This window comes from Paenibacillus jepli (genome assembly GCF_047238105.1).
Lineage (GTDB): Bacteria > Bacillota > Bacilli > Paenibacillales > Paenibacillaceae > Paenibacillus_D.
Genome location: NZ_JBDFMD010000001.1, coordinates 6,127,111 through 6,148,321, shown reverse-complemented (window position 1 = coordinate 6,148,321; position 21,211 = coordinate 6,127,111). Strand labels below are relative to the sequence as shown.

General features: G+C 56.6%; 21 protein-coding genes. 6 read left to right on the top strand and 15 right to left on the bottom strand.

All coding sequences use genetic code 11. The annotated features are described in order from the left end of the window. Window positions 1-12 precede the first annotated feature (12 nt). The 5 genes from yfkAB to moaA all read right to left on the bottom strand — a co-directional run bounded on the left by yfkAB (window position 13) and on the right by moaA (window position 5,413). A complete protein-coding gene (yfkAB, locus tag ABC336_RS25995) occupies window positions 13-1,149 on the bottom strand; it encodes a radical SAM/CxCxxxxC motif protein YfkAB (protein ID WP_413241420.1) in 1,137 nt (378 codons plus the stop codon). Between the two features lie 58 nt (window positions 1,150-1,207). Then, on the bottom strand, window positions 1,208-2,335 hold the full coding sequence (locus ABC336_RS25990; RefSeq protein ID WP_413241419.1) for an HD-GYP domain-containing protein: 1,128 nt from the start codon (window positions 2,333-2,335) through the stop codon (window positions 1,208-1,210). Between the two features lie 110 nt (window positions 2,336-2,445). Further along, window positions 2,446-3,900: a bifunctional metallophosphatase/5'-nucleotidase gene (locus ABC336_RS25985; RefSeq protein WP_413241418.1), complete on the bottom strand. Its 1,455-nt coding sequence runs from the start codon at window positions 3,898-3,900 to the stop codon at window positions 2,446-2,448. A 12-nt stretch (window positions 3,901-3,912) separates the two neighbouring features. Further along, a complete protein-coding gene (locus ABC336_RS25980; protein ID WP_413241417.1) occupies window positions 3,913-4,389 on the bottom strand; it encodes a hypothetical protein in 477 nt (158 codons plus the stop codon). Between the two features lie 22 nt (window positions 4,390-4,411). Beyond that, a complete protein-coding gene (moaA, locus tag ABC336_RS25975; RefSeq protein WP_413241416.1) occupies window positions 4,412-5,413 on the bottom strand; it encodes a GTP 3',8-cyclase MoaA in 1,002 nt (333 codons plus the stop codon). Between the two features lie 105 nt (window positions 5,414-5,518). On the opposite strand from moaA, the gene ABC336_RS25970 reads away from it, so the two are divergent. Together ABC336_RS25970 and ABC336_RS25965 are read left to right on the top strand one after the other, a co-directional pair. Continuing rightward, a complete protein-coding gene (locus ABC336_RS25970) occupies window positions 5,519-6,253 on the top strand; it encodes a molybdenum cofactor biosynthesis protein (RefSeq protein WP_413241415.1) in 735 nt (244 codons plus the stop codon). A gap of 103 nt (window positions 6,254-6,356) precedes the next feature. Then, a complete protein-coding gene (locus tag ABC336_RS25965) occupies window positions 6,357-7,397 on the top strand; it encodes an HD-GYP domain-containing protein (protein ID WP_413241414.1) in 1,041 nt (346 codons plus the stop codon). Between the two features lie 53 nt (window positions 7,398-7,450). Here the strand turns inward: ABC336_RS25965 and ABC336_RS25960 are convergent, their stop codons facing one another. From ABC336_RS25960 to ABC336_RS25930, 7 genes are all read right to left on the bottom strand, one after another. Further along, window positions 7,451-8,482, bottom strand: a complete 1,032-nt coding sequence (locus ABC336_RS25960; RefSeq protein ID WP_413241413.1) for a C40 family peptidase — start codon at window positions 8,480-8,482, stop codon at window positions 7,451-7,453. 147 nt (window positions 8,483-8,629) lie between these two features. Continuing rightward, complete coding sequence (gene sufB, locus ABC336_RS25955) at window positions 8,630-10,027, bottom strand: Fe-S cluster assembly protein SufB (RefSeq protein ID WP_413241412.1); 1,398 nt, start codon at window positions 10,025-10,027, stop codon at window positions 8,630-8,632. Between the two features lie 23 nt (window positions 10,028-10,050). Continuing rightward, window positions 10,051-10,479: a Fe-S cluster assembly sulfur transfer protein SufU gene (sufU, locus tag ABC336_RS25950; protein WP_413241411.1), complete on the bottom strand. Its 429-nt coding sequence runs from the start codon at window positions 10,477-10,479 to the stop codon at window positions 10,051-10,053. Further along, entirely contained in the window at window positions 10,466-11,692 is a 1,227-nt protein-coding gene (locus ABC336_RS25945) for a cysteine desulfurase (RefSeq protein ID WP_413241410.1), read from the bottom strand. The genes sufU and ABC336_RS25945 overlap by 14 nt, the downstream gene beginning before the upstream one ends. Continuing rightward, the gene (gene sufD, locus ABC336_RS25940) at window positions 11,689-12,999 is read right to left on the bottom strand and encodes a Fe-S cluster assembly protein SufD (RefSeq protein WP_413241409.1); all 1,311 of its coding nucleotides are present in this window, start codon (window positions 12,997-12,999) and stop codon (window positions 11,689-11,691) included. Before sufD ends, ABC336_RS25945 begins: the two co-directional genes overlap by 4 nt. A 27-nt stretch (window positions 13,000-13,026) precedes the next feature. Continuing rightward, a complete protein-coding gene (gene sufC, locus ABC336_RS25935) occupies window positions 13,027-13,806 on the bottom strand; it encodes a Fe-S cluster assembly ATPase SufC (RefSeq protein ID WP_413241408.1) in 780 nt (259 codons plus the stop codon). Between the two features lie 160 nt (window positions 13,807-13,966). Beyond that, window positions 13,967-14,560: a DUF1802 family protein gene (locus ABC336_RS25930; protein ID WP_413241407.1), complete on the bottom strand. Its 594-nt coding sequence runs from the start codon at window positions 14,558-14,560 to the stop codon at window positions 13,967-13,969. A gap of 168 nt (window positions 14,561-14,728) precedes the next feature. On the opposite strand from ABC336_RS25930, the gene mtnK reads away from it, so the two are divergent. Further along, complete coding sequence (gene mtnK, locus ABC336_RS25925) at window positions 14,729-15,940, top strand: S-methyl-5-thioribose kinase (protein ID WP_413241406.1); 1,212 nt, start codon at window positions 14,729-14,731, stop codon at window positions 15,938-15,940. A gap of 39 nt (window positions 15,941-15,979) precedes the next feature. Next, on the top strand, window positions 15,980-17,041 hold the full coding sequence (mtnA, locus tag ABC336_RS25920) for an S-methyl-5-thioribose-1-phosphate isomerase (protein WP_413241405.1): 1,062 nt from the start codon (window positions 15,980-15,982) through the stop codon (window positions 17,039-17,041). A 99-nt stretch (window positions 17,042-17,140) separates the two neighbouring features. Here mtnA and ABC336_RS25915 read toward each other — a convergent pair whose 3' ends face one another. Then, window positions 17,141-17,443 (bottom strand): YunC family protein, encoded by a 303-nt coding sequence (locus ABC336_RS25915; RefSeq protein WP_413241404.1) that lies wholly within the window; start codon window positions 17,441-17,443, stop codon window positions 17,141-17,143. Window positions 17,444-17,701: 258 nt separating this feature from the next. Between ABC336_RS25915 and ABC336_RS25910 the strand changes: the two genes are divergently transcribed. Next, the gene (locus ABC336_RS25910; RefSeq protein ID WP_413241403.1) at window positions 17,702-18,259 is read left to right on the top strand and encodes a hypothetical protein; all 558 of its coding nucleotides are present in this window, start codon (window positions 17,702-17,704) and stop codon (window positions 18,257-18,259) included. An 89-nt stretch (window positions 18,260-18,348) separates the two neighbouring features. Here the strand turns inward: ABC336_RS25910 and ABC336_RS25905 are convergent, their stop codons facing one another. Beyond that, window positions 18,349-20,241 carry a putative bifunctional diguanylate cyclase/phosphodiesterase gene (locus tag ABC336_RS25905; RefSeq protein ID WP_413241402.1) on the bottom strand — a complete coding sequence of 631 codons (1,893 nt, stop codon included), beginning with the start codon at window positions 20,239-20,241 and terminating at the stop codon, window positions 18,349-18,351. 78 nt (window positions 20,242-20,319) lie between these two features. After that, window positions 20,320-20,694, bottom strand: coding sequence for a DUF423 domain-containing protein (locus ABC336_RS25900; protein ID WP_413241401.1), 375 nt, complete (start codon window positions 20,692-20,694; stop codon window positions 20,320-20,322). Between the two features lie 64 nt (window positions 20,695-20,758). Here ABC336_RS25900 and ABC336_RS25895 point away from each other — a divergent pair, with 64 nt between their 5' ends. After that, window positions 20,759-21,196 (top strand): hypothetical protein, encoded by a 438-nt coding sequence (locus tag ABC336_RS25895; protein WP_413241400.1) that lies wholly within the window; start codon window positions 20,759-20,761, stop codon window positions 21,194-21,196. Window positions 21,197-21,211: the final 15 nt, after the last annotated feature.

Below are 21,211 nucleotides of genomic sequence, written 5' to 3'. Positions count from 1 at the left end.
TCCGGAGAACGATTATACCGGGGCTACGGCCTTCCTGATCGTGAAATCGACTTCCTGGTAGTACATGTCCTTCACCAGCAGATTCGGTCCGCAGCAGCCCGCCGCCAAGCAGCGGCAATCCACACTCTGGGCCAATCTGCTGTCGCACCAACGCCTGAACAGATCGTCCAGTCTGTCACCTTCAATATTGCCAAAGGATGCGATATCTGAAAAATCAGTGACAAAGACGTCGCCGGTAAACAGATTGACGTTGAGCCGGTTGCGGCCGTCCGGATCGTTGCGCACGGTCACCGCCGGTGAACGCTGGAGCTTGTGCAGCAGCTCACGCTCCGCTGGTTCATCGCTACATGCGTAGAAGGGCAGCGTGCCAAACAGCAGCCACACGTCCGGATCGCGGCTACCTAGCAAGCGCTCAATGGCCGCCATCATCTGCTCTCTTGAAATGACCGGCAGACCTTCGGCAAATGCGCTCGGATACATCGGATGCACTTCATGGCGGCGGCAGCCCATCTGGGTGATCAGCCGATGGATCTCGTCGATCTTCTCGTGCGTACGGTAATTGATCATCGATTCGGCAGACACGAACAGTCCGCCTCGGCTGAGCTGCTGTGCATTGTCGATCATCCGCTCATACATTTTGGCTGCGGTCGCCTGCGCAACAGGGTGCGGAGATCTGGCAAAGCCGATTTCGTGGAAGTCGTCCACTCCGGTATAATTAAAGGATATGTGCATCACGTCCAAAAAAGGAGCAATTTGTTCATATCTCGCCAAATCGAGGGTGAGATTGGAGTTGATCTGGGAGCGGACGCCCCGCTCCTGTGCATAACGCAGCAAGGGGACGATATACTCTCTAACCGTTTTTTCGGAGAAGGTCGGTTCGCCCCCGGTGATCGAGATCGTCTGCAGATGCTCGACTTCATCGAGCCGCCGCAGCATATCGTCAAGGGGCAGCTTATGCGGCTCTTTCCAGACGAGCGTATCGCCAACTGCACAATGCTCGCAGCGCATATTGCACAGATTGGACATCGTCATCTCAACGCTTGTGAGCACATGCTTGCCGTGCTCGCGAAGCGAAAGGATCGGATCCCAAGGGTCCCAGGAGGGAGATATATCAGGAAGCTTATGGCTTCCGTTAGTCATCACTTGCATTATTTATCAGCACCTGACTCTTGAAGTTATGGATGAAGCCGTATGCAAGCATAGTGTATCAGCCTGCAGTACCTTCCGCTGCTGTAGGGAGAACCACCCGCTGTTCGTTGACGCTCGTCACCATGACAGACAACTGCCGCGTCATATCGATCTCATACGGTTGGGCGACGGGCTCACCGGCGTCATCGTAGAGCACACGGATGATTGGCCGGTGAGGACACAACGGATTATAACCGGCGACGACACCGCTCACTCCCGTATTGAGCGTAACTGTGACGCCCACCGGATAGATGACGATTTTGTCGCGGAACGTCCTGACCATCCGCTGTTCGTATAATGTCCCTGTCCCTGCATACAAACCTTCGATCGCTTGGTGAGGAAGCATCGGAGAGCGATATACGCGGTTGGTCGTCATCGCATCATACGAGTCGACCAGGCCGATCCATTTCGCATAATCGTGGATCTCTTTTCCCCGGATTCCTCTCGGGTAGCCGCTGCCGTCAAGCCGCTCGTGGTGCTGGTAGGCGCAATGGGCCACGATCAGCGGGATATTGGGTTCATCCTTGAGCAGCAAAAACCCCCGCTCGGTGTGCTTCTGCATCTCCTCGAACTCTTCGGCGGTCAGTCGCCCCGGCTTCATCAGTACGTCGGTCGCGATCTGCGTCTTGCCGATGTCGTGCAGCAGCGCTCCCATCCCCAGTGTGATCAGCTCTTCGTGGCCGAGACCATCCGACATGCCCAGCAACGTCGTATAGATGCAGACGTTCAGTGAATGCTGGAATAAATAGTGATCGACCAATCCCATATTCATAAGCATGATCATGGCGCCTTCGTGGTCGCTGATCTCGTCGAGCACCATCGACATGACACTGCGGAACTGCTTCGCGATATAAGGCGTACGGCTGCCTTTGGTTCGCCTGGAATGATTGGTCAGCTCGCGAAAGCCGGTACGGATCTCGCTAAGCGCCCGCAACCTTGTTTCGTCGCTGATCATCTCGGGGATTACCAGGTCTTCCGTCATCGCGTCTTCTATATATACGAATGCTACGCCGCACTGCTGCAGCCTAGCGATCAGATGCTGGGTTAATTCGACATGCTGCCCCAGCAGGACTAGCCCGTCCTCTGAGAAAATTTTTTTGGCCAATTTCATGCCAGGCTGGCACATGGTAATGGGCACCAAACGCATAATTATCGATCCCTGCCCGTCGTCTTTTGTCGTCACTTTGATTATCGGCAATACCGTCCCGTAATGTTAATGTAAGCCATACGCAGGCCACTTCCATCGCCCGCGCAGCATTAGAGTGAACGGTGTGCAGCCTGCCATCGGGGCAGCAGACTGGCTTCGACAGCTGCCTCATCATCCAGTTCGCCGGCCAATACATCCCGGATGAACTCCGGCAAGTAAAACGCTGACTCCTCGCTCTCGCGCAGGCTCAGGTAGCCGATCCCGAAAGTGAACATGTCGATGGTGCCCACGCTGTACAGGCGCTCATCCTGCAGAGGCTCGCCTCCTACGGTTACGGAGATCAGCTTGGCGTACTCGGGAGCCGAGGCGTCATATCGAATGTGCGCACCGTCGACAGCCAATGTGCCGAGCACGAGGCCGCGGAAACCAAAGCCGCGGATCGCCATGCCCGTAAATCCCGGCAGCAGCGCTTCCTCCAGCGCCTGGCGAATATGCGCGCCGCGCAGAAGAAGCCGGCACGGGTTGATAGGTGACGGACAAAGAGCATGGAGCTGTCCTTGACTGACTGCGCCTTCGGCCAACCCTCCCAGCAGCTGCCCGTTGTTCACAAGGCCAATCTCGGCGCCAGTCCAGCGCCGCAAGCCGGCAGCCAGCAGATTGGGAAGCGGCGTCTCGCGATCGCTGCTGGCGGGCAGCGGGATGGGAAGTCTAGCGACCTGCATGCTGAGCCTGCGTTCGCCCCGCTGACGGAAGCTGCGAATGATATGCGCAGCCTCGGGATCCTCGGGAGCCGCAGCCACGGGGATGCAGCTGGCCCGGAAGCTCGGACGTCGCGTGAGCGGATCCAGCTCGACCTCTACCCTCCCCAGATATTCGCCGAACTTGCCCGCGGCGCAGATGGTCGTGCTCCCGATGACGAGCGGCTCTTCCAGCAGATGATGGGTATGGCCGCCCAGGATGAGGTCTACGCCCACGATCTCGCGGGCGATCCGCTCGTCTGAAGCGAGGCCCAGATGCGACAGCACGACAATGACATCCACCGCCCTCCGCAGCAGGCCGACCTCGCTGCGGATCGCTTCGAACGGGTCGCGCGCTTCCCATCCCAGCAGGGAGTAAAATTCACTGAAAGGCGCAGTAACGCCGATCAATCCAAACCGAATGCCGTTTTTGGCAAGAACAAGCCGGGGCAGCAGCCACTCCGGAAGCTCGCTCTGCTCGCGCGCTGCCAGATTGGCGCATAAAGCCGGAAATCGCGCATGCCGTCTGTAGGCTTCTTCGAGCTGCTGCTTCCCGTAGGTGAGTCCTTCATTATTGCCTAACGTAACCGCATCGTATCCAGCTTCATTGAGCAGCTCGATATTGACCAGACCGTCGCTTCCTTCGGTCTCGAGCCTCATCCGGTCCATATGGTCGCCGATATCGAGCACCAGCACCCGCTCTGAGCCGCAGCTGCGGCGCTCTTCGGTGATCAGGGAGGAGATGCGGGCCGCTTGCTCCAAGCGGCTATGGATATCGTTACTGTGAAGCAAGACCACTTGTCTTGTAGCCGCCGCTGTGAATTCCATACTGACCTCCTTCTATCCCTTGCGCAGCTCCTCCGGGGCAAAGACGTTTTTGAAGCCGTAGGCGGCTTCGCCAGCCGGCAAAGCGGCCTGGTCAAACTGAAGGGCGACGAGCTGCTTGACATGCAGGCAGTCGCTCGTACCTGCAGGCACGTATAGCCGCACAGGCCCGCCGCGGCTGAGCGGTCCTCCGTCATTATCCGCAATTCCGAAGGCGGCGCCTTCAAGCTGCGTCCACGGAATCTGCGCGGCAAATGTATCCTTGGCCCGCACCTTCAGCGTCATCGGTTCTGGTGCCGTCCCTGACGGGTCCATGAGGCTGCGCCATTGTATATACCAGCTGCGGAAGTCGACGGCCAGACCGGATGCGCCGGCTACCCGCTCGCTGATCGGGAACACTTCCCCGCCAAGCGACCGAAGCTCTTCTACAGTTACAGACTGGGGCTCCAGCCCATCGTGCTCGATGTGTATACGCCAAACATCTATCGTCATTCTCCTCATCCTCCTCTGCTAATCAACCGCCGATCTGAGACATGCGCCGGCTCGTCGGCTCATGACTCTGCTCTTCATCTGCCAGCTTGGCCGCCATCTCATGACTCTCGGGCTTGAGATCCATCGCGCGGCTGTAGAGCTCCAGCATGCGCGTGCGGTCCCCAAGCGCCGGACGCACGTCAAGCTCATCCATCCAATACAGACAAGGCTTGATAAAGCCGTCGGCGGTCAGTCTAAGCCGATTGCACTGGCTGCAGAACTGGTCGCTGATCGGATGGATCAGGCCGAAGGATCCGGCCCCGCCGAGCAGCTTCCAGTTCTCGGAGGGGCCATTGCCGCTGACCGCCTCTCCCGGCTCGACAACATAGCCCTGCTCCGCAGCAATCTCCTGGACGCGGGACAAGGGGAGATAGTGTTTTTTCCAATTCTCGTCGGCATGACCGATCGGCATATATTCAATAAATCTGACATGCAGCGGCTGTTCGAAAGCCAGCCTGAGGAAAGCCGCGATCTCATCCTCGTTGATGCCCCTCAGAAGGACGCAGTTCAGCTTGATCGGGGTAAAGCCTGCAGCCGCTGCCGCCTCGATGCCCTGCATCACTTTGGCAAGCTCGCCGCGTCTGGCAATCATCCTGAAGCGCGACGGCTCCAATGTATCCAGACTGATATTCACCCTCGTCAAGCCCGCAGTCTTGAGAGCCTCGGCATGCGGCGCCAGCAGCAAGCCGTTGGTTGTCAATGCAATATCTTCAATCCCGGGGATGGCTGACAATCTGCCGATCAGATCTGCGAGCCCGGGACGTACCAGCGCTTCACCGCCCGTAATACGCAAGCGGGTAATGCCAAGCTTGCTGCCTGCCTCCACCACCTCGACGATCTGGTCATAGGTCAGCAAAGTCGAAGAATCGGCGAACGCCACACCTTCCTCAGGCATGCAGTACAAGCAGCGCAAATTGCAGCGATCGGTGACGGAAATACGCAAGTAATTGTGAACGCGGCCGAACCGGTCAATCAATCCACTCATCGCCTGCACTCCTTTCTTCATTCCACTGCCCTAGCATAACATTTTTCGGAGCGTTATGGTATGCTAGTTCTGATTCACAATATTCATAATGCGAGGTATTCTGTCATGAAATACACATTTACTATACAGTTGTTCGCCGGCCTATCAGAACGATTCGGCGAGCCCTTTCTGCAGTTGGCGGCAGAGCGCCCGGAGCTGACGGCCAGCGAGCTCAAAACGCTCCTCAGCAGCAGGTACCCTGAGCATGCTGATGCGATCGGCGCCAGCTTCCTGGCTCGCAACCAGGACTATGCATCCGATGCCGACGTGACTAGTCATCAAGACGAATTGGCGCTTCTTCCGCCCGTATCGGGAGGCGAGGATACCGAACAGGCCGCAGAGATGGTCCACGAGTCAGAAGGCCGTTACCTGATCTCGTCGCTGCCGCTCGCTCCACAGCAGACCGAAGCACAGGTCATCGTTCCCGGCCACGGCGCTACCCTGAGCTTTATCGGCACGACGAGGGAGTGGACTGCGGGCCAGCGGACAGTCCTGCTGGAGTACCAGGCATACGTGCCGATGGCTCTGCGATCGATGCGTCAGATCGGCGAGGAGATTGATCAGCGCTGGCCCGGTGCGCTATGCGCCATCGCGCACCGGATCGGCAGCGTCCCCGTCGGCGAGATTAGCGTCGTGATTGCCGTCTCGGCGCCCCATCGCGAGACGTGTTATGAGGCGAGTCGGTATGCGATCGAGCGGCTCAAACAGATCGTACCCGTCTGGAAGAAGGAGATCTGGGAGGATGGATCAGAATGGAAGGGGCATCAGCAAGGACCTTGGAACCCGTTGGTCGGCCGATAATTAGGTCGAAAGATTTAGAAAGATGTCGTTTTTTCAGTCCCTAATATTGCCATATGACACGCTACTTGTTAAAATAGGACAAATGACGTAAATGAGGTGTCATATGAAGGTGCACGTTACAGAATTGCTTGAAGGCGATCGCCTCAGCAACGACATTTTTAACCCTTATGGTCTGAATGTCCTATCCCAAGGCACATTGCTTCACGCGCAAGAAATATCAAAGCTATTTCAACACAGGATCGATTATGTCGACATCGTACAACGAGAGACCCTCACTTCCTCTTCCTCTGACGGGGACACGCAAGAGACGGACGTCAAACAAGTGTATCGGGATGCGGTCATCCAGTGCGAGGCGTTATTCGCGGAAGCGCGTCTCGAGGGGCGGATCGATCCCCAAGCAGTCGACGCTACCTTCCAACCCTTAGCCGAGACAGTACAGCAGCACCGCGACGTCGTCTCCATGCTGCTCCAGCTTAATACCAAAGACGACTACACGTACCAGCATTCCGTTCAGGTCGGCATGTTGTCCTACTACTTGGCCAACTGGATGGGCATGGACGAGTCTGAAGCTTCCATCGCAGGCAAAGCGGGCTTCCTGCATGACATTGGAAAGTGCCGTATTGAAAACGCTATCTTGAATAAACCCGGCAAATTGACTGCTGAAGAATTCGCTGAGATCAAAAAACATCCTTTATACGGCTACGAGATTATCCGGCAATCCTTCGAGGATGAACAGCTCGCCATCCCAGCGCTGCAGCATCACGAACGGATGGATGGCAGCGGATATCCCGGCAGCCTGGAGAGGGAAGAGATTACGCCGATCTCCCGCATCGTTGCCATAGCGGATGTCTATAGCGCCATGATCTCTTCCCGCGTCTACCAGCAAAGCCGTGATCTTCTGTATGTGCTGCGCGAGCTTCATCTGCTGAGCTTCGGCCAGCTTGATCCCCATGCCGTTCACTGCTTTATCGGACATATGATTCCGAACTTTATCGGCAAACAGGTCGAACTGATGTCGGGCCGTACCGGCATCATTGTCATGACCAATGCCAACGATTACTTCCGGCCATTAATCCAGCTTGAGGAAGGTTTCCTGGATCTGTCGCTTCACCCGGAGGATGCAATCGTACATATCCGTATGTAGATAGTCATGCAAACAAGCAGCGGGCCCCTTGCGGGACCCGCTGCTTGGCGTGATTAATCTGCCAGCCTCTTGGCATACAAGAAGGTCTGCTTCCAGTAGGCTTTGTTAATATCCGTTACCTGGACGCCGTCTTCCGGCAGCGGACTGGAGTGAATCATTTTCTGATTGCCCATGTAGATGCCGACATGCCCGACTTTTTTGTTGCTCTTGAACCTGCCCGGCACGTAAAAGTACATCAGATCCCCTACGCGTAAGGCCGATCTGGGCACATACGTCCCCTTTTGAGCTTGCGCACGTGCGGTCCGCGCGAGCGAATGTCCGAATTTGGCATAGATATACCGGGTAAAAGAAGAACAGTCAAAGCGCTTGGAGGAACTGTAAGGGGACGCTCCGAAAAGATAGGGCACCCCGTCGTACCTCTTCGCTTCCTGGACGATTTCCCCACCGTTAGTTACCAGCGCCTTAAGCACCTCACGGTCCTGACGCCCTGTCTGACCCGCCTGCTGTTCTCCGCCCTCTTCTTGCTCCTGTACCGGCTCAGGCTCTTTAGAAGGGTCCTGGGGGTCGTCTGCGAAGCTCTCCCCGCCTTCCGCCTCCGGATCCTTGTAATCCGGCGAAGGGAAAATGATGATGTCCTCTTCTTGGGCGGCAAACACGGCTTCGTCTCCGAACAATGGCTGGAGCGAAGCTACAGGAATCGCCAAGCTGTTCTCCCGTTTGCGGGCGGGTGCTTCCATCTCGGTATCCTGTTCCTCCTTGTTCGCCTTGCGCGAGTCGGGAGCGAACCGCCAGATAATATCATGATCGCCGATCAGATATTCTCTTCGATCCTCAGACCAGATGGTTTTAAAACCAATCTGCTGCGCCATCTGGCCGATATCGACATAATCCAGGCCATCCAGCTGGAAAATCTCGACGGCGGACTGACCTTGCGCCAGCAGACGCATCTCTGTCGTACCCTGCTCCTGCGGCTCTGTCTGCCGAGCTCCTGCGCCGCACCCGCCTAGCTGTGCAGCCAGCAGCGCGCAGCAGACCGCCAGCAGCGCCGCGCGCCGCCGTGGATATAAACGTTTCTTGTTGATCATTGACGCTCCTCCTGCACTGAACTGATCCTGCCTGGTTAGGATAAGCCAATAGCAGAGAATTATGCATGCGACAAACATACTGGAAAGACAAAAATCCGCAGAGAAGCTCTGCGGATTTCTACACTTTACCAAACGTACGAAGAGCCGTTAACCAATGGAGCCCTCCATCTCGAATTTGATCAATCGATTCATCTCAACGGCATATTCCATCGGCAGCTCTTTGGTAAACGGCTCGATGAAGCCCATGACGATCATCTGGGTCGCCTCGTCCTCCGACAAGCCGCGGCTCATCAGGTAGAACAGCTGATCCTCAGATACCTTCGACACCGTTGCTTCGTGCTCCAGCGTAATGTTGTCGTTCAGAATCTCGTTGTACGGGATCGTGTCCGAAGTCGACTCATTATCCAGGATCAGCGTATCGCACTTGACGTTGGCCTTGGAGCCCTCGGAGTTGCGTCCGAAGGAGGTCAGGCCGCGGTACGTGACCTTGCCGCCGTGCTTGCTGATCGACTTGGAGACGATCGTCGAAGTCGTATCCGGAGCCAGATGCGTCATCTTCGCGCCCGCATCCTGGTGCTGGCCCTTGCCCGCTACCGCGATCGAGAGCACCATGCCCTTGGCGCCGCGGCCCTTGAGGACGACTGCCGGGTACTTCATCGTCAGCTTGGAGCCGATATTGCCGTCGACCCAGTCCATCGTGGCGTTCTCTTCCGCCACGGCACGCTTGGTCACCAGGTTGTAGATATTCGGCGCCCAGTTCTGGATCGTCGTGTAACGGACGCTGGAGTTCTTCAGGCAGAGGATCTCGACGACGGCGCTGTGCAGCGAGTTGGTGCTGTAGACCGGAGCCGTACAGCCCTCGACATAGTGTACTGAACTGCCTTCGTCAGCGATGATCAGCGTGCGCTCGAACTGGCCCATGTTCTCCGAGTTGATGCGGAAGTAGGCTTGCAGCGGCACTTCGCACTTGACCCCCGGAGGCACGTAGATGAAGCTGCCGCCGGACCAGACGGCACTGTTCAGCGCGGCGAACTTATTGTCGGTTGGCGGAATCACCGTGCCGAAGAACTTTCTGAAGATCTCGGGATGCTCACGCAGCGCCGTATCCGTATCGGTGAAGATAACGCCTTGCTTCTCCAGATCCTCCTGCATGCTGTGATAGACAACCTCGGATTCGTACTGCGCCGAGACGCCCGCGAGGAACTTCTGCTCCGCTTCCGGGATGCCCAGCTTGTCGAAGGTCTCTTTGATCTCCGAAGGCACCTCTTCCCATGTCTTGCCTTGCTTCTCCGAAGGGCGCACGTAATATTGGATCTCATCGTAGTTCAGCTCATCCAGGTTGCCGCCCCACTTGGGAGTAGGCATCTTGTAGAATTGCTCCAGCGATTTCAGACGGAAATCCAACATCCATTCCGGTTCGCCTTTGATCTCGGAGATGGTGCGCACGATTTCGGGAGTCAGACCTTTGCCTGATTCGAAGATGGCCTTGTGCTCATCGCGAAAACCGTATTTGTAATCTTCCATTTCCGGCATTTTCTTCGCCATTATCCTCAACCTCCTATTATATTTTATCCGTTCTGCTGATCCTGCTCGATGCCCTTGCGCAGCGCATTCCAGGCCAGCGTCGCGCACTTGATGCGTGCCGGGAACTTGCTGACGCCCGAGAGAGCCTCCAGTTCCTCGTAATCGAATTCTACCGGTTCGCCTTGCATGAGCGAGGAGAATTGGTCTGCCATCGCCAGCGCTTCCTCCAGTGTCTTGCCTTTGACGGCATCCGTCATCATGGACGCGGAGGACAGCGAGATCGAGCAGCCTTCGCCGGTGAACTTCGCCTGCTTGACGATCCCGTCCTGCAGCTGCATCTGCAACGAGATGCGGTCGCCGCAGGTCGGATTGTTCAGATCGACCGTAACTGCGTCTTCTTCAAGAGCGCCACGGTTTCTCGGATTTTTGTAATGGTCCATTATGACTCTGCGATACAAATCATCCAATTGCATGACCGAAGAACTCCTTTGTTTTTAGTAAGCCGTCCACCAAGGCGTCCACGTCCGCTTCGTCATTGTATAGATAAAAACTGGCTCGTGCGGTAGCCGTAACCTCCAGCCAGCGCATCAGCGGCTGGCAGCAGTGATGTCCGGCCCGGACGGCGATGCCTTCGGCATCCAGCACCGTCGCCACATCATGCGGATGCACGTCATCCAGATTGAATGTAATCAGTCCCACCCGACCGCTGATCGGTCCATACAGCTTGATGCCCCGGGTGGCGCTCAGCCGGTCAAACGCATAGGCTGCCAGCTCCTTCTCGTGACGGTCGATGGCATCCATGCCGATCTCCTCCAGGAAGTCGATGGCCGCCGCCAGACCAACTGCTCCGGCAATGATCGGCGTGCCTCCCTCGAACTTCCAGGGGAGCTCCTTCCAGGTCGAATCATAGAGATCGACATGGTCGATCATCTCTCCGCCGAACTCCACAGGCTCCATCCGCTCCAGCAGCTGCTTCTTGCCGTACAACACGCCGATGCCGGTCGGCCCGCACATCTTGTGTCCCGAGAACGCGTAAAAATCGCAATCCAGCTCGCGCACGTCTACCTTGAGGTGCGGCGTGCTCTGGGCGCCATCGACGACCATAACCGCGCCATGGCGGTGAGCGATCTCCGCGATCTCCTTCACGGGATTGATCACACCCAGTACATTGGAGACATACATCACCGAGACGACCTTGGTGCGATCCGTAATCGTCGCTTCCACATCCGTCAGCAGCATGGTGCCGTCCGGCTGCAGAGGGATGTATCGAAGCACTGCGCCCGTCACCTTGGCCACTTGCTGCCAGGGAATCAGGTTGCTGTGATGCTCCATCGGCGTCAGGACGATCTCGTCGCCTTCGCCGCATACTTCCCGGGCATAGCTGGCTGCCACCAGATTAAGCGCCGTCGTCGTCCCCCGCGTAAAAATAATCTCTTGCGTGCTGGATGCCCCAATGAAACGCGCTACCCGCTCGCGCGCGCCTTCATAAGCATCTGTTGCCCGCGAGCCCAGGGTGTGAACGCCGCGGTGTACGTTGGAATTGTTCCATTCGTAGTAGCGGCTGACCGCGTCCAGCACCGCCCGCGGTTTCTGCGAGGTCGCAGCATTGTCCAGATACACAAGCGGATGTCCGTTCACCTGCTGCTGCAGGATCGGAAACTGCTCGCGCAGCTCACGGGCATTCATGACAGCAGCTTCCTTTCAAGCAATTCGCGAAGCTGGGTACGGACAGCCTCGATCGCAATCTCCGACACCACCGGCGCCAGGAAGCCGTAGATGATGAGACGCTCGGCCTGTGCCTTGGAGATGCCGCGGGACATCAGATAATGGATCTGCTCCGGATTCACCTGACCGACACTGGCGGCATGTCCGGCCGTGACGTCGTCCTCGTCGATGAGGAGGATCGGATTGGCGTCGCCGCGCGCTTTGGGGCTGAGCATCAGCACCTTTTCCGTCTGCACGCCATTCGCCTTGGTCGCGCCCTTCTCGATCTTGGTGATGCCGTTAATAATCGCCGTTGCCTGATCCTTCATCACCGCACGCGTCACCATAAGCGAGTCGGTATTCTTGCCGAAGTGGACGGCACGCGTTGTCAGACTCATCTTTTGATCGGAAGCGCCGATGCTGATCACTTTGGCATCGGAGGTCGAGCCTACGCCATCCAGACGAGAAGTCGTATCGGACAGCACATTGCCGTCATTGAGATCGCCGATGATCCACTCGATCCGGCCGTCGCGATCGACAACCGCACGGCGGACCGAGAGATCAATCACCTGAGGATGCATGTGATGAACGGACGCAAACTGAACCAGCGCCCCCGCCTTGACGAAAACCTCCACCGCTCCGTGATGGATCGAAGGGACGGCATCGCCAGTGCTGCTGGAGATGACCCGGTCCACATAAGTAACGCGGCTGTTAGTCTCGGCAACGATCAGGATGTGCGGCGCAAAGGTCGCTTTTGGATCGTCGGTCAGGAACAGCGCCTGCACCGGCAGCTCGACTTCGACGTTCTTCGGCACGTACAGGAAGATGCCGCCGTTCCAGAGCGCTGCGTGCAGCGCATTCAGCTTGTCCTCGTCTTTCTTCACGGCGCTGAACAGATACGGCTCCACCAGCTCTGGGTGCTCGGCAGCGGCCGTCTCCAGGTCGGTAAAGATGACGCCTTGCGCCTTGAGCTCATCCGACAGCTGACGGAAGACGATGCCCGAGTTGCGCTGCACGATAAAATCGGCGCCTGCCTGCTGCGGCACATAGGGCTGAACGTCAGCAGGCAGATCCTCCACCTGCGCGATTGGCTGGGGTGCCTTGTACTCACCCAAAGCGCCCAGCGCCCAGCGTTCAATCCGAGTCTTCTCCGGCTTTGGCCAGGCCAGCGTCTCTGCCAGCTCCGCCGCCTCCGCCCGCAGGGATGCCAGCCACTCGGGCTCCTGCTTGCTGCGGGACAACGCCTCTGCCGAACTGCGATTTATCGGAGTCGATAGTTGTGTACTCATAGATTTGCTCTTCTCCTTTCGTTCGGCTTAGGCTTGCCCGACAGTTTCGTCGACGATGCCAAGCTCTTCCTTGACCCAGTCGTACCCTTCATTCTCCAGGCGCTGTGCCAGCTCAGGGCCGCCCGACTTGACGATGCGGCCTTGCATCATGACGTGGACATAATCAGGCGTAATATAGTTCAAGAGCCGCTGATAGTGTGTAATGATAAGGAAGCCGCGCTCTTCGGATCTCATGCTGTTGACGCCGGCAGCGACGATCTTCAGGGCGTCGATGTCCAGACCGGAATCGATCTCGTCGAGAATGACGATCTTCGGATCCAAGAGCAGCATTTGCAGGATCTCATTGCGCTTCTTCTCGCCGCCGGAGAACCCTTCATTGAGATAACGATGCGCGAACTCCGGATTCATATCCAGCTCTTTCATCTTGGCTTCCATCTGGCGGATAAACTTGATCAGCGAGATCTCGTCGCCTTCCGCGCGGCGGGCATTGATGGCGCTGCGAAGAAAGTCGGAGTTGGTCACGCCGGAGATTTCACTGGGATATTGCATGGCCAGGAAGACCCCTGCCAGCGCGCGCTCATCGACTTCCATCTCTAGCAGATCCTCACCGTTCAGCTCAGCCGTGCCGCCGGTTACCTCATATTTGGGATGGCCCATCAATGCCGATGCAAGGGTGCTTTTGCCTGTTCCGTTCGGTCCCATGATGGCATGAATTTCGCCGCCTTTTATCTCCAGGTCGATCCCCTTCAGGATCTCCTTATCTTCGATTGTTGCCTTCAGCCCGTTAATGACAAACTTCGTGGACATGATTATTGCTCCCTCCGCTTAATGTCGAATTTTCTAATCGCCCGCAGGCGCATTCTCAACGATTCTCAATCTTATCTTATAATAATTCCTGTTACAAAGCAATCAACGCAGCCTAAAACCGCAGACCTTCCTTCCAAACTAAAGCAGAGGACGCCGCTCCCTATCCTTCCAACGCTTGGCGGATCTGCAAGCAACGAGAAGCGTACGCGTCTTCCGAGAGCACGGGCGTGAGGGCAGATTCAGACACGCCATCCTCCAGCATTACCCATGACTTGCAGCCCAGATATGGCGCTCTTACCGGCACCTCAGCCGGCTCCGACAGCCGCCATGCCCGGATAAACAGCAAATGCAGAGGCTGCTTGCGTTTCCACTTCAGTCGCTTCTCGGCCAACTCTCCGGTCCAGATATGAAAAGGATACAGCTTATCCAGTGCTTCCTGGTCGCGGATCTCCAACTCCTCCGTGACTTGTCCATACAGTGACAGGCGCATATGCTCGGCGCCCGGCTGCCAGTCCAGCAGCGTCTGCTCCAGCATCTGTCTGGCTTCGGGCTTGAGCAGCTCCGCCTTCTGATGTTCGTAGGTCTCCATGAGATAAAACGTCGGACTAAGCAGCCGGAAATCCCGCGTCTCCTCGATGATGCCGCCTTTGCGCAGCAGGATAATCTGCTCTCCCGCAGCAAGCGCCCGGACGACAACGGACCATTCTTTCAAAGCTACAGGATCATTATGCCCGCTTATAGTCAAATTGTGCATGCTCCGTCCTCCTCAAAAGTTTCCCGAAGGAAAACCGCACTGTAAGGTTATGCTTAAGTTCCATTATATCAGTTCAAGGTATTCCAACGCGAAATAATATTCGCTATACTAAGCTGAGACGAATACCGAACCCCGCGATTTCGTACTATAACCGGAGGTGGGACCCCTTTGTCAACCTATCATCCACTTACTGAACAGGAAGCTATCCAACTGGCCCGCTCGCTGGACCATATATTCCCTCCCCATGCCGAGTTGGCATGCAGGGAGATCGGCGACGGCAACCTGAATCTCGTATTTCATATTACGGATGCCATCAGCGGCAAGAGTCTCATCCTCAAGCAGGCGCTGCCCTATGCCAAGGTGGTTGGCGAATCCTGGCCGCTCACGCTGGACAGAGCGCGTATCGAGAGTGAAGCTCTTATAATAGAAGGCAAGCTTGCACCAGGTCTGGTGCCGCAAGTCTACCGCTATGATCCCGAGCTGGCACTGACCGTTATGGAAGATTTGAGCGATCACATCATCATGAGGCGCGGCCTGATCGAAGGCCGGCGTTATCCGCAGTTTGCGGAAGATATCTCTACCTTTATGGCGAACACGCTGTTCTTTACTTCGGATCTGGGGATGAATCAGCAAGAGAAAAAAATACAGTCGGGACGGTTCATCAACCCCGAACTGTGCAAGATTACGGAAGACCTGATCTTTGACGACCCGTATACCGATTCGCCCAATAACAATTATGACGCCGCGATCGCGGACGCAGCCGAAGCGCTGCACACCGATGATGCGCTGCATCTCGAAGTTGCCATCCTGCGCCAGAAGTTCCTCACCAGCGGACAAGCGCTGCTGCACGGCGACCTGCATACCGGCAGCATCTTCGTCAAGGAAGATTCGACGAAGGTCATTGATCCCGAATTTGCCTACTATGGTCCGTCGGGCTTCGACGTCGGCGCCACGATCGCCAATCTGCTGCTGAACTATGCGGCTCAGGAGCACTGGCATCAGGACGTTCAGGAGAGGGCCGACTACCGCCTCTACCTGCTGGGGACGATCCGCGAGATCTGGACGCTGTTCGAGCGCAAGTTCCTGCAGCTCTGGGACGAGCACGGCATCGACCGATTGCAGAATACTGCAGCCGGATACAAAAGACTGTATATGTCCAATCTGCTACAGGATACCACAGGCTTTGCCGGCTGCAAAATCGTCCGCCGCATCGTCGGCCTGTCCCATGTCGCAGATGTCGATACGATCCCTGACGCCCAGGCCAAAGAACGCGCCCAGCGTCTGGCCCTGCAGATCGGCACTTCGCTGATCAAGCGCAACCGCCAGATCGAGTCCATCGAAGAACTCATTGATCTGGCCGCTTCTGCCGCCCCAAAATGAACCTAACGGGCAATGACATATTAGAAGGGGAAATGTAAGATGAAACAAACTACCGAAGCACTGCAATCCGTCATCTGGTCGGGCGAGCAGGTCGAGCTGCTGGATCAGCGGCTGCTCCCCGAGGAAATCGTCTATCTGCCGCTGACCACGCCGGAAGACATATGGGAGGCGATCCGCCATCTCAAGGTTCGCGGCGCTCCCGCAATCGGCATCTCTGCCGCTTACGGCGTCGTGCTCGGCAGCCGCGGCAGCTTCGAGACGACGGAGGACTGGCTCACGGCCGTGAACCGGCACGCCGAATATCTCGCGACATCGCGACCTACTGCCGTCAATCTGTTCTGGGCGCTGGACCGTATGAAAGCCAAGGCTGTGCAACTGGCAGCATCGGCTCTTACTGTAGAGGAATGCCAGCAGGCGCTGCTGCTCGAAGCGATCGCGATTCAGAGCGAAGACGAGGAGACGAACAGACTGATCGGCGAGCACGCGTTGTCCCTGTTCAAGGACGATATGGGGGTGCTCACCCACTGTAATGCTGGCGGACTGGCTACGGCCAAGTACGGCACCGCGCTGGCGCCTTTCTACCTCGCTCAGGAGCAGGGAGTCAATCTGCGCGTCTTCGCGGATGAGACCCGTCCCGTGCTGCAAGGCGCCCGCTTGACCGCATTTGAACTGCAGCAGGCAGGAGTCGACGTCACCCTCATCTGCGACAATATGGCCGGCATGGTCATGTCCAAGGGCTGGATCGACGCCGTTATCGTCGGTACGGACCGCGTAGCCGCCAATGGCGACGTCGCCAACAAGATCGGCACATACAGCGTCGCCGTCCTGGCCAAGGCACACGGTATCCCTTTTTATGTCGCTTGTCCGATGTCGACGATCGATATGCAGACGCCAACGGGTGCCGATATTCCGATTGAAGAACGACCCGATGAGGAAATCACCGAAGGCTTCGGCAAACGTACGGCGCCGGCAGGCGTAAAAGTATTCAATCCTGCTTTTGATATTACGCCAAACGAATACGTCAGTGCGATCATTACCGAGAAAGGCATTCTTCGCCCTCCTTATAACGACAGTCTGAAACGCTTGTTCGAGAATCTGTAGCGTCGGAAGCTTTCTAATGCATATATGTAACGCATCAGCTCCAGGCCGCGAAGTCTGGGGCTGATTTTTTTCAAATGATAGATTTAATGCGGGGATCGTTTACGCCATCTTAGTTAAGGCGTCGCGCCCGCTCATACCGGCGTGGACTCCCAGTTCCTCTGCGGCTGCCGTTACCGATTCGAGCGGTGCTTCGAGCAATTCCTCCAATGTACGTACACCTACTGCCCTGCCGGCAATAATGCCTCTTTCCCGCAATTTTTCATTAAGCAGACCCACGTCCAGCGCGCCGCACATAATATAACCACGATCAGTAGAAATGCTCAGCAGTGTCGTTTTGGGCAGCTTCACTTCGACTCCGAGCGCAGTCATCGGGCCGATCACGACAGGCACCATACGGATCATTCATTTCGCCCCCTTCCTGCTAACGTTTTGCGCCAGACAAGTGACGCTGACCTTATACTATATGCCAGCCAGCAGGCGTCGTGTGGGGAGCTGCCTTCCAATGACAGCAGCCCAGTACATCAGGCTCCCACAAATAAATACTCCCTGATTCGTATTTAGGACTATGTACTCATGATGTTTAATGATATATTAGTAATGGTTATGTAATATGTAGTACTCATGCACTATACCCAAGTTACTGAAAGGGGAATGGGTTCGTTGATTATGAAAGAAAAGCAAACCAACGGCTCCTATCTGTTCAATGTAGATATCCTGATCGAAGAAGAGAGCAATGCACGGGCGCTTGAGCGGCTGCTGCATCTGCTCAACCGTTCGGGGGCGGCTGACTTCCGCATCCAGAGCGGCATCGAGCTGGGAAGGATGATCGAGTCATTGACCAACCAGTCTGAATCGTCCACGGATGAAGCTTCCGGACCGCGTTTGAACCTTGTTCCGCCGCTTCAGCACACTGCTGCGGATGAGGCAGCCCCACTGGCCAAGAAGCGGACCGGTACACCCAAGTCCACTGTTGCTGCAGCCAGCGAGGCACGGTCTGATGCTCTCTCTCCGATGGCAGCCGATCAGCGGATCCATGCTTTTATCGAGCAGAACAAACTGATTCGTCTGCATGTCAATAAAGGGCGGGGCATCAAGCTGAGCATTCCTTGCCGGATCGTCAAGTTCGATGAGGAGCAAGGCAATGTTACGGTATATCATGTCGATGAGAAACAAGTGTATACCTTCTCGGTCAATGAAATCGACGATTTCATTGAATAGCAGCCGCAACTTTTGAAGTACGCCAAACAAAAAGCCCCCGGAGCTGCGTTGGATCACCGGGAGCTTTTTTGATTCATTCTGCAAGGGTACTAAACGGGCTGCAGCAGCCGCTCTACCTGCATGCTGGTCACAGGCGCGCTCCAAAAATAACCCTGCATCTCATCGCAGCCGTGCCGTTTCAAAAATTGCAGCTGTCCTTCGTTCTCGACGCCTTCGGCAATCACCTGCATATTGAGATTGTGGGCCATCGCAATAATCGCCGCCACGATCGCAGCGTCGCCCGGGTCATGCTGGATATCGCGAACGAATGAGCGGTCGATCTTCAGCCGGCCGATCGGCAGCTTTTTAAGGTAGTTGAGCGAGCTGTAGCCGGTGCCGAAATCATCGATGCTGATGTTGATGCCCATTCTCGTCAGCTCCAGCAAGCAATGGGTGGCATGATCCACATCCATCGTCATGGATTCCGTAATTTCCAAATCAAGAAGCTCGGGAGAAAGACCGGTCCGCTCCAGCACGCCCGCTACCTTCTCCGCGAGATTCTGCTGCAGGAACTGGCGGATCGACAGATTGACCGACACGGGCACCGCCGTCAACCCCGCATCCTGCCAAAGCTTGTTTTGCCGGCACGCCTCCTCCAGCACCCAATCCCCTAACTGGACGATCATACCGGAGTCTTCGGCCACCGGGATGAACTGCCCCGGCGGCACAAGTCCTCGCTCCGGGTGCTGCCAGCGCAGCAAAGCTTCCAGACCGACGACCTCGCCGCTCGAGAGATCGTACTGCGGCTGATAGTAGAGGATGAACTCCTGACGTTGAATCGCTTGCCTGATCTCGTGCTGCAGTGTGAGCCGCTCGCGCGACGAACTGCTCCACGCCTCAGAGTACAGGATGTAGCCGTTCCTACCGCTATCCTTGGCTTTACTGAGCGCCTTCTCCGCTTTGATCATCAGCTGTCCGGGTTCATCCTGCGGTTCGCTGACCGCGATCCCGACACTGGCCGTGATATGGAGCGGAAACCCCTGCAGCTCAAACGGCTCTTCCAGCTCCGCAAGCAGCTCCGCTGTCCGCGTCACCAGCTCATCCTCCGAGCCGGCCCCCATCAGCAGCACCGCGAACTCGTCACCTTCCATTCTTGCCGTCATGTCCTGCTCGGTCAGCCGCCGGGTCAACCGTTCGGCCACCTGCATCAGCAGCATATCGCCGAACTCCCGGCCGAAGGAATCATTGACCAGGCGGTAGTGATCGAGATCCAGGTACAGCAGACCAACCCGCTCTTCATGCAGTCCTGCCCGCTCCAGAGCTTCCGTGAGCTGGATCATGAACATGCTGCGATTGGGCAATCCAGTCATGTCGTCATAGTAGGCCATATAACGGATCCGCTCTTTGTGGCGCTTGCGGTCACCGGTATCCTGTATCAAGAGCAGTGTGCCGCTCCAGCTTCCCTCCCTGTACATCGGGCTGGCACTGACATGGATATCCATCGGTAATCCGGAGCGGTGAAGGAGCGTCAAAGGATAATGTTCTCCCCCTGGAGGCCCCGAATCTGCCCGAAGCCAGGCCGCCGTCTGGCCGCCGTTTCCCAGCAGCGACTGCAACGTTTTGCCGATCAAGTCCGGCTTGTCATAGCCCATCATCTGAAGCGCCCCGTTATTGGCTTCCACGATCTGCCCTTCCCTATCCGCCACGATCACCGGAAGCGGACTGTCGTCCATGATGGCATCGGTCAGCTGATAATGGAAGGACGTCCTTGCGGCACGCGCCCGGCGAGCGAACCGGATGAAGATCATCCACGCGGCCAAGCCCGCAGCCGCCACCACGCCAGCGGTCAGCCAGGCCGATGTCCGGGCAGGCAACGGCAATCGCACGAAGCCAGTCCACAAAACCGCAGTCAGCAGCAAGCCAGCCGTCGTCCAGACCATGCGCTTGTATGAACGGTCTTTCCCCCCATGCTCGTCAAGAAGCCGTATTCCTCGATCCGCCACAAATGTTCTCCTTCCTGTAGCCCGGAGGCTTGAATCTTGTCCCTGCCAGTGCAGCGCAAGTCCGGCGCGGCAATCTGCTTACTTGCTGCGCGTAACGGCGACAATCAGCATCACCCAACCAGCTATAAAAGCCACGCCGCCGATCGGTGTAATCATGCCCAGCTTGGAAAATCCGGTCAACGTTAGCACGTACAAGCTGCCGGAGAATACGAGTATCCCAATATGCAGCAGTCTGGCCGCCCATGCCAGCGCCTGCTGCCCGGCGGCCTTATCTCCCAGCAGGCCGATCAGTATTAGACCGAGCGCATGGTACATCTGATACCGGACGCCCGTCTCGTATGTCGCCAGCATCGATTCACTCAGCTGCTCTTCCAGCGCATGGGCGCCGAAAGCGCCAAATGCCACGGCCAGCAGAGCATATACCGCTCCAGTTCCTATATATTTTGCTGTCATGCGTAGTTTTCACTTCCCTGCATTTGGTGTATAATTCTACAAAAACCTATAAAGGAGCCACGTCATGGATCAGAATCCATACCAATCTCAGGATGATCGCAATCCCTCTGGACCCTTCCAGCCCCTCCCCGAGCATGAGCAGGGGGAGCCTTACCGCAAGCAATCTGGTCTTGGCATCGCTTCGTTCGTTATCGGCCTGCTGGCGATTATCGCCATCATCGTCTTGTCGATGACCACTGTCTTATCGCTCGCTGATACCATCCAGCCAGACGGTACCATTCCCGAGGAAGTGATCGCATCCAACAGTGAAGCCATGCTGGCAGGCATCTTGCTGTTCTTCTCCATTCTGGTCAGCCTGGTTGGACTGGTATTGGGTATCGTATCCTTATTCATGAAAAATCGCCGCAAAGTGTTCGGCATCATCGGCGTCGTCTTGAACGGTCTGATCGTCTTCGGTTTCGGAGCGCTCTTGCTGCTGGGGATTGCTCTGGCGGGCATATAGTTCCGTTTGCATACA

Coding starts and splice junctions, on each gene's coding strand:
- yfkAB (WP_413241420.1), bottom strand. CDS start 1,149: ATGCAAGTGATGACTAACGGAAGCCATAAGCTTCCTGATATATCTCCC.
- ABC336_RS25990 (WP_413241419.1), bottom strand. CDS start 2,335: ATGCGTTTGGTGCCCATTACCATGTGCCAGCCTGGCATGAAATTGGCC.
- ABC336_RS25985 (WP_413241418.1), bottom strand. CDS start 3,900: ATGGAATTCACAGCGGCGGCTACAAGACAAGTGGTCTTGCTTCACAGT.
- ABC336_RS25980 (WP_413241417.1), bottom strand. CDS start 4,389: ATGACGATAGATGTTTGGCGTATACACATCGAGCACGATGGGCTGGAG.
- moaA (WP_413241416.1), bottom strand. CDS start 5,413: ATGAGTGGATTGATTGACCGGTTCGGCCGCGTTCACAATTACTTGCGT.
- ABC336_RS25970 (WP_413241415.1), top strand. CDS start 5,519: ATGAAATACACATTTACTATACAGTTGTTCGCCGGCCTATCAGAACGA.
- ABC336_RS25965 (WP_413241414.1), top strand. CDS start 6,357: ATGAAGGTGCACGTTACAGAATTGCTTGAAGGCGATCGCCTCAGCAAC.
- ABC336_RS25960 (WP_413241413.1), bottom strand. CDS start 8,482: ATGATCAACAAGAAACGTTTATATCCACGGCGGCGCGCGGCGCTGCTG.
- sufB (WP_413241412.1), bottom strand. CDS start 10,027: ATGGCGAAGAAAATGCCGGAAATGGAAGATTACAAATACGGTTTTCGC.
- sufU (WP_413241411.1), bottom strand. CDS start 10,479: ATGCAATTGGATGATTTGTATCGCAGAGTCATAATGGACCATTACAAA.
- ABC336_RS25945 (WP_413241410.1), bottom strand. CDS start 11,692: ATGAATGCCCGTGAGCTGCGCGAGCAGTTTCCGATCCTGCAGCAGCAG.
- sufD (WP_413241409.1), bottom strand. CDS start 12,999: ATGAGTACACAACTATCGACTCCGATAAATCGCAGTTCGGCAGAGGCG.
- sufC (WP_413241408.1), bottom strand. CDS start 13,806: ATGTCCACGAAGTTTGTCATTAACGGGCTGAAGGCAACAATCGAAGAT.
- ABC336_RS25930 (WP_413241407.1), bottom strand. CDS start 14,560: ATGCACAATTTGACTATAAGCGGGCATAATGATCCTGTAGCTTTGAAA.
- mtnA (WP_413241405.1), top strand. CDS start 15,980: ATGAAACAAACTACCGAAGCACTGCAATCCGTCATCTGGTCGGGCGAG.
- ABC336_RS25915 (WP_413241404.1), bottom strand. CDS start 17,443: ATGATCCGTATGGTGCCTGTCGTGATCGGCCCGATGACTGCGCTCGGA.
- ABC336_RS25900 (WP_413241401.1), bottom strand. CDS start 20,694: ATGACAGCAAAATATATAGGAACTGGAGCGGTATATGCTCTGCTGGCC.
- ABC336_RS25895 (WP_413241400.1), top strand. CDS start 20,759: ATGGATCAGAATCCATACCAATCTCAGGATGATCGCAATCCCTCTGGA.